Source organism: Streptomyces sp. SID11385, assembly GCF_010548245.1.
Classification (GTDB): domain Bacteria; phylum Actinomycetota; class Actinomycetes; order Streptomycetales; family Streptomycetaceae; genus Streptomyces.
Window position 1 is genome coordinate 1 of sequence record NZ_JAAGLR010000497.1, and the last position, 7,156, is coordinate 7,156.

5 protein-coding genes are annotated in these 7,156 nt (G+C 69.6%); 3 read left to right on the top strand and 2 right to left on the bottom strand.

Going from position 1 to position 7,156, the window contains the following annotated elements; all coding sequences use genetic code 11:
- Positions 1 to 733 (bottom strand): NYN domain-containing protein (locus tag G3I42_RS15370; RefSeq protein ID WP_343244552.1); only part of this gene is annotated, 733 nt, incomplete at its 3' end.
- A gap of 296 nt (positions 734 to 1,029) precedes the next feature.
- Here G3I42_RS15370 and G3I42_RS36975 point away from each other — a divergent pair.
- Positions 1,030 to 1,194, top strand: coding sequence for a hypothetical protein (locus G3I42_RS36975; RefSeq protein WP_203606848.1), 165 nt, complete (start codon positions 1,030 to 1,032; stop codon positions 1,192 to 1,194).
- A 236-nt stretch (positions 1,195 to 1,430) separates the two neighbouring features.
- On the opposite strand, the gene dnaE is transcribed toward G3I42_RS36975, so the two are convergent.
- Positions 1,431 to 4,976, bottom strand: coding sequence for a DNA polymerase III subunit alpha (gene dnaE, locus G3I42_RS15375; RefSeq protein ID WP_164286341.1), 3,546 nt, complete (start codon positions 4,974 to 4,976; stop codon positions 1,431 to 1,433).
- A 242-nt stretch (positions 4,977 to 5,218) separates the two neighbouring features.
- Between dnaE and G3I42_RS15380 the strand changes: the two genes are divergently transcribed.
- Both G3I42_RS15380 and G3I42_RS15385 read left to right on the top strand, forming a co-directional pair.
- Positions 5,219 to 6,556 (top strand): DUF2252 domain-containing protein, encoded by a 1,338-nt coding sequence (locus G3I42_RS15380; RefSeq protein WP_164286343.1) that lies wholly within the window; start codon positions 5,219 to 5,221, stop codon positions 6,554 to 6,556.
- A gap of 149 nt (positions 6,557 to 6,705) precedes the next feature.
- Positions 6,706 to 7,156 (top strand): hypothetical protein (locus G3I42_RS15385; RefSeq protein WP_164286345.1); only part of this gene is annotated, 451 nt, incomplete at its 3' end.

Consider the following 7,156-nt stretch of genomic DNA (forward strand, 5'->3'; position numbering starts at 1 on the left):
CCGAGCCGGCCCCCGCACCGCCCCCGAAGCCCGCGTCCGCCTCCGCCGCCCCGGCGCCCGGCTCGGGAACGCGTGGCGCGGGCGGCGCTCCGTCGCCGTCGGGGAGGGGCGCCGAGAAGATCGCGGTGATCTCGGGGCTGCGCTGGCCGTTCGGCAGCGCGCAGGGCCCGGGGGTCTCCTTGGCGCGGATCGCGCCCGTGATCCACTGCCGGTCCAGGACGCGGCGCTCGTCGGCCTCGGCGACGAGGTCCTCGGACTGGTTGTAGTCGCCGTCCGCCGCCTGAACGGCCCACAGATGCACGGCGACCCCGTGCTCCTTGGCGGAGACGAGGCCGGGCAGGAGGTCGCCGTCGCCCGTCACGAGGACGACGTCGGAGCAGGCGCGGTTGCGGGCCAGCTCCGTCAGTTCGGCGTGCATCGCCGCGTCGACACCCTTCTGCGCCCAGCGCCCGTCACTGCGCGTCAGGGCGCCGAGCCGCACGGTGACGCGCGGGCGGACCCGGAGCCTGCGGTGCTCGGGCTGCGGTACGCGATCGGGCGCGCCGTCGAACCAGTAGATGCGGAGCAGGGGTTGGCCGGTCTCCTCCTCGGCCTGCTCGCGCAGCCGCTGGATGAGCGCGGCGTGATCGACGGTGATCCGGGAACGCGAGGGATCACCGGCCAGCAGACTGGCGGCGGCACCGAGGAGATACCCGGCATCCACCAGGACGACGCAGCGGTCCACGCGTTCCACCCTCTTCCCTCACAGCCCGGGGCCCGCTTCCGTCTCCGGTGACGGAAGGCGGTTTCGCTCCGGCTTCGCTTCGAGTCTGCCCGACCGTACGAGGGTTAACGGTCCGAACTCGATCATCGGCGTGCCGTTTCGCGGTCCACCCTGTCGCCACCGTCCGTTACCGGCCATGTCAAGGCCCGCGCGCGCCTCTTCACCTTGGTCATCACGCACGGTAATTGTCCGAAATGCGTTCTTTGTCGGACCGTGTGAGAGTGAGCGCGTACCTGGCCCCCAGACTTCCCAGGAGGAAGATTCCCATGGCCAAGAACAAGAACCGCAAGCAGAGCGCCCAGAACCGTTCCTCCGCCGAGGCGGCGAACGCGCAGGCCAAGGAGACGTCCACCGAGGCGCACCAGACCGCGCAGGCGACGCCCGGGGACATGGCGCGCAAGGGCCGCGAGCGGCGCTTCGGCCACAACTGAGCCGGGACCGGTCAGGACCCGTACGTCTCCCGGGTGTCCCGCACCCCCCGGGACGTACGAGAAGGGGCGCCCCCGTCACCACGACGGCGGCGCCCCTTCGGCGCGTGCGAGAGGCCGTACGGAGGCCCGGCACGAGGGCCGCGCACCAGGGACCGCCCGGACGGAGGCCCGCCCGTGGCGGAGGCGTCAGCGGAACCGGCCCGTACGGAAGCCCGCTCCCCCGCCCGCTCCCCCGTTCACCCCGCCAGGCAGGACGGCCCCAGCAGCACCTTCAGGTCCCCGAAGAGCGAGGGATCGGGCTGCACCCGGTGCCGGTCCAGGCGCAGCACGGTCGTCTTGCGCGGGCCCTGGAGCTTGATCCGCACCTCCGAGTTGCCCCGGTGGCTGCCGAGCACCTCGCTGAGGCGGCTGATCATCGGCGGCGTGACGCGGGTCGCCGGGATCGTGATGATCACCGGGGCGTTGGTGCCCGCGTTCGAGAGGTCGGGGACCTGCATCTCCATCGCGACCAGGCGCGGGATGTCCTCGCGCTTGTCGAGCCGGCCCTTGACGAAGACGACGGTGTCCTCGACGAGCTGCATCGAGACGAGCTGGTAGGTGGCGGGGAAGAACATGCACTCGATGGAGCCCGCGAGGTCCTCCACCGTGGCGATCGCCCACGCGTTGCCCTGCTTGGTCATCTTGCGCTGGAGGCCGGAGATGATGCCGCCGACGGTGACGACCGCGCCGTCGCCGAAGTCGCCGCCCGTGAGCTGCCCGATCCCCGCGTCCGCCTTGTCCGAGAGGACGTGCTCCAGGCCGAAGAGCGGGTGGTCGGAGACGTAGAGGCCGAGCATCTCGCGCTCCTGCGCGAGGAGGTAGCTCTTCTCCCACTCGTCCTCGCCGAAGACGACGTCGAGGCCGAAGCCCGGCTCGTCCTTGGCGTCGTCGTCGCCCATGCCGCCGAAGAGGTCGAACTGCCCCTCCGCCTCCTTGCGCTTGACCGCGACGACGTTGTCGATCATCGGTTCGTACTGCGCGGTGAGGCCCTTGCGGGTGTGGCCGAGCTGGTCGAAGGCGCCCGCCTTGATGAGCGATTCCGTCGTGCGCTTGTTGCAGACGACGGCTTCGACCTTGTCGAGGTAGTCGGGGAAGGAGGCGTACTTCCCCTTCGCCTTGCGACTGCGGATGATCGAATCCACCACGTTCTGGCCGACGTTCCTGACCGCCGTGAGACCGAAGAGGATCACGTCGTCGCCCTGGGCCGCGAAGTTCGCCAGCGACTCGTTGACGTCCGGCGGCAGCACCCGGATGCCCATCCGGCGGCACTCGTTGAGGTAGACGGCCGACTTGTCCTTGTCGTCGCGCACCGAGGTGAGCACGGCGGCCATGTACTCGGCCGGGTAGTTCGCCTTGAGGTACGCGGTCCAGTAGGTGACGAGGCCGTACGCGGAGGAGTGCGCCTTGTTGAAGGCGTACCCGGCGAAGGGGACGAGGACGTCCCACAGGGCCTGGATCGCCTCGTCGCTGTAGCCGTTCTTGCGGGCACCGGCCTGGAAGAGCACGAAGTTCTTCTGGAGCTCGTCGGCCTTCTTCTTGCCCATCACGCGGCGCAGGATGTCGGCCTCGCCGAGCGAGTAGCCGGCGACGATCTGGGCGGCCTTCTGCACCTGCTCCTGGTACACGATGAGGCCGTAGGTGAGCCCCAGGACCTCCTTGAGCGGCTCCTCCAGCTCGGGGTGGATCGGGGTGATCTCCTGCTGGCCGTTCTTGCGCAGCGCGTAGTTCGTGTGCGAGTTCATGCCCATCGGGCCCGGCCGGTACAGGGCCGAGACGGCGGAGATGTCCTCGAAGTTGTCCGGCTTCATGAGGCGCAGCAGGGAGCGCATCGGGCCGCCGTCGAACTGGAAGACGCCGAGCGTGTCGCCCCGGCACAGCAGGTCGTACGTCTTCGGGTCGTCGAGGGGGATGGCGAGGAGGTCGAGTTCCTTGCCCTTGTTGGACTTCACCATCTTGACGGCGTCGTCCATGATCGTGAGGTTGCGCAGGCCCAGGAAGTCCATCTTCAGCAGGCCGAGCGATTCGCACTGCGGGTAGTCCCACTGCGTGATCGTCACGTTGTCCGTGTGCCGGACCCAGACCGGGGCGTGGTCGATGATCGGCTCGCTGGACATGATGACGCCGGCGGCGTGCACGCCCATCTGCCGCACGAGGCCCTCGACGCCCTTGGCGGTGTCGATGACCTTCTTGACGTCCGGCTCGTTCTCGTACATCGCCCGGACCTCGCCCGCCTCGGAGTAGCGCGGGTGCGAGGTGTTGGTGATGCCGTCGAGGTCGATGCCCTTGCCGAGGACGTCGGCGGGCATCGCCTTGGTGATGCGGTCGCCCATCGCGTACGGGTAGCCGAGGACGCGCGCGGAGTCCTTGATCGCGTTCTTCGCCTTGATCTTGCCGTACGTGCCGATCATGGCGACCTTGTCGGCGCCGTACTTCTCGGTCACGTAGCGGATGACCTCGACGCGCCTGCGTTCGTCGAAGTCGATGTCGACGTCGGGCATCGAGATGCGCTCGGGGTTGAGGAAGCGCTCGAAGATCAGCCCGTGCTCGATCGGGTCGAGGTCGGTGATGCCCATCGCGTACGCGACGATCGAGCCGGCCGCCGAGCCTCGCCCGGGGCCGACCGCGATGCCGTTGTTCTTCGCCCACATGATGAAGTCGGCGACGACGAGGAAGTAGCCGGGGAACCCCATCTGGATGATGACGTCCATCTCGTACTCGGCCTGCTTCTGCCGGTCCTCGGGGACGCCCGCCGGGTAGCGGCGCTCCATCCCGCGGCGGACCTCCTCCTGGAACCAGGTGATCTCGGTGAAGCCGTCCGGGATCTCGAACTTCGGCATGAGGTCGCGCTTCTCGAACATGCCCGTGGTGTCGATCTGCTCGGCCACCAGGAGCGTGTTGCGGCACCCCTCCTGCCAGGCGTCCGAGGAGTCGATGGCGTACATCTCGTCGGTCGTCTTGAGGTAGTAGCCGGTGCCGTCGAAGCGGAAGCGGTCGGGGTCCGAGAGGTTCTTGCCGGTCTGGATGCACAGGAGCGCGTCGTGGGCCGTGGCCTCGTGCGCGTAGGTGTAGTGCGAGTCGTTGGTCACCAGCGGCGGGATGCCGAGCTTCTTGCCGATCTCCAGGAGGCCGTCCCGGACCCGGTGCTCGATGTCGATGCCGTGGTCCATCAGCTCCAGGAAGTACCGGTCCTTGCCGAAGATGTCCTGGTAGTCGGCCGCCGCCTTGAGCGCCTCCTCGGGCTGGCCGAGGCGCAGCCGCGTCTGCACCTCGCCGGAGGGGCAGCCGGTCGAGGCGATGAGGCCCTCGGACCACTGCGAGATGGTCTCCTTGTCCATGCGGGGCCACTTCTGGAGCCAGCCCTCGGCGTAGGCGTCGGAGGAGAGCTTGAAGAGGTTGTGCAGCCCGGTGCTGTTCGCCGCCCAGATCGTCTTGTGCGTGTAACCGCCGGAGCCGGAGACGTCGTCGCGCTTCTGGTGCGGCTGGCCCCACTGGATCTTGCGCTTGTTGCGGCGGGACTCGGGCGCCACGTACGCCTCGATGCCGATGATCGGCGTGACGCCCGCCTTCTTCGCCTGATGGAAGAAGTCGTAGGCGCCGTGCAGGTTGCCGTGGTCGGACATCGCGATGTGCGTCATGCCCATCTCGTTGCACGCCTGGAACATGTCCTTGAGCCGCGCCGCGCCGTCCAGCAAGGAGTACTGCGTGTGCACGTGCAGGTGAGTGAACGGCGTTTTCGCTGGCACGAATCCTCCGGGGGCGGGCGCGGATGCGGGGACCCCGGAAGTCTACGGTTTCGCTTCCTGCGGGGGTGCCGTGGATCGCCCTTCGGGCTCGTCCTCAAACGCCGGACGGGCTTGATATTTCCTCCGCTCGATCCCGGGCGGGCTTAAATTTCGCTCTGCCGGAACCCTGACCCCGCTGCCGGTCGTTTCAGCTCGGGGAGTTGATTCCTTCCCCTGGTTCACCGCCCAAGGAGGCACCCGCGATGTCCGTCCCGCAGCCCACTGCCCTGCCCGCCGAGGAACGGGGAGAGCACATCCTCGGCGTCTTCGACACGGCCTTCGGAGAGCTGCTGACGGCGGACCCCGCCGCCTTCCGCGTCAAGTTCCGCAAGATGGCGGCCTCCGCCTTCGCGTTCTACCGCGGCACGGCCTGCCTCTTCTACGCCGACCTCGCCCGCGAGCGGCACGGCGGCCCCTACCTCGACGAGCGCACGAGCCGCGTGTGGGTGCACGGCGACCTCCACGCCGAGAACTTCGGCACGTACATGAACGCCCAGGGCCGCCTCGTCTTCAACGTCAACGACTTCGACGAGGCGTACGTCGGCCCCTTCACGTGGGACCTGAAGCGCTTCGCCGCCTCCGTCGCCCTCATCGGCTACGCGAAGGCGCTCAGCGACGCGCAGATCACCGAGCTGGTCACGGTCTACGCCCAGGGCTACCGCGAGCGGATTCACCAGCTCGCCACCGGCGCCAAGAGCGACGAGGTGCCGCCCTTCACGCTCGACACCGCCGACGGGCCGCTGCTCGGCGCGCTGCGCGAGGCCCGCTCGCTGACCCGCTTCGGGCTCCTGGAGTCGATGACGGAGATCCGCGAGGCCGAGCGCCGCTTCACCGCGGGTCCCGGCACGATCGAGCTGGACGCGGCGACCCGCTACAAGGTCCTGGCCGCCTTCGACGGCTACCTGGAGACGCTGCCCGAGTCCAGCCTCGCCCGGCCCGACTCCTACCGCGTCAAGGACGTCGTGGGCAGGCGCGGCATCGGCATCGGCTCGGCCGGGCTGCCCTCGTACAACATCCTCCTGGAGGGGAACAGCGACGCGCTGGAGAACGACGTCGTGATCTACCTCAAGCAGGCCCAGACCCCCGCCGTCTCGCGGCACGTGGACGACGCGGCGGCCCGCGCCTACTTCCTGCACGAGGGGCACCGCACGGTCATCTCGCAGCGCGCCCTCCAGGCGCACGCCGACCCCTGGCTCGGCTGGACCGAGCTGGACGGGGCCGGGCAGCTCGTCGCCGAGATCTCGCCGTACGCGGTCGACCTCGACTGGAGCGACATCGACGAGTACGACGAGATCGCCGCCGTCGTCGCCGACCTCGGGCGGGCCACGGCCGCGATGCACGCCGCCGCGGACGACGAGAGCGAGCACTCGGAACTCGTGCCCTTCTCCACCGAGCGGGCCATCGACGCCGCGATCGCCGCGGACGAGGAGGGCTTCGCGCCGCTCCTCGTCGAGTTCGCGCACGGCTACGGCGCGGTCGCCCGCCGCGACCACCAGATCTTCGTGGACCTCTTCCGCAACGGCCGTATCCCCGGGCTGTGAGCGGCCGTCCGCCCCCGGGGTGTTGTCCCGGGGGCGGACGGATGATTCCCTTGCGCCACACGGCTTCACGGTGGCGCCCGTCACCCCGGGCCTTCCCACAGCATCCCTTTAGGGCTCGCTTAACCGGGCCCGTGGCAGACTCGACAGCGATGGACATATCAGGGACCCAGCTCAGAGCACTGCGCGCGACGTTCTTCACCGCGCTCGTGGTGACGCTCTCGGCTGCCTCCCACGTGATCCTGACCCGCTCCCCGCTGCCCCTGACCCCGCTCCTCCTGGTCGCGGGGGCCGTCTTCGCGCTCGCGTACGCGCTCGCGGGCCGGGAGCGGCGGTACGGGGCCATCGCCGCCCTCCTCGTACCCCTGGAACTCGCCGCCGACACCGTCTTCACCACGGGCCAGCACCTCTGCTACGGCGAGGGCGGCGGCCCGGTCGCGGGACCGCTGCGCAGCGTCGGCATCGACGTCCTGTGCGGCGGCGGCCCGGTCGGTGTCCCGCTGAGCCACTTCGCCGGGGGCGAGCCCACCGGCGCCGCGACCCTCCTCACCGACCCGCGGCCGGGCGCCGCCTGGCTGCTGCTCGGCGCGCACCTGGCCGTCG

Bases quoted from the DNA above. Each gene is read 5' to 3' on its own strand.
- G3I42_RS36975 (WP_203606848.1), top strand. From the start codon at position 1,030: ATGGCCAAGAACAAGAACCGCAAGCAGAGCGCCCAGAACCGTTCCTCC.
- G3I42_RS15380 (WP_164286343.1), top strand. From the start codon at position 5,219: ATGTCCGTCCCGCAGCCCACTGCCCTGCCCGCCGAGGAACGGGGAGAG.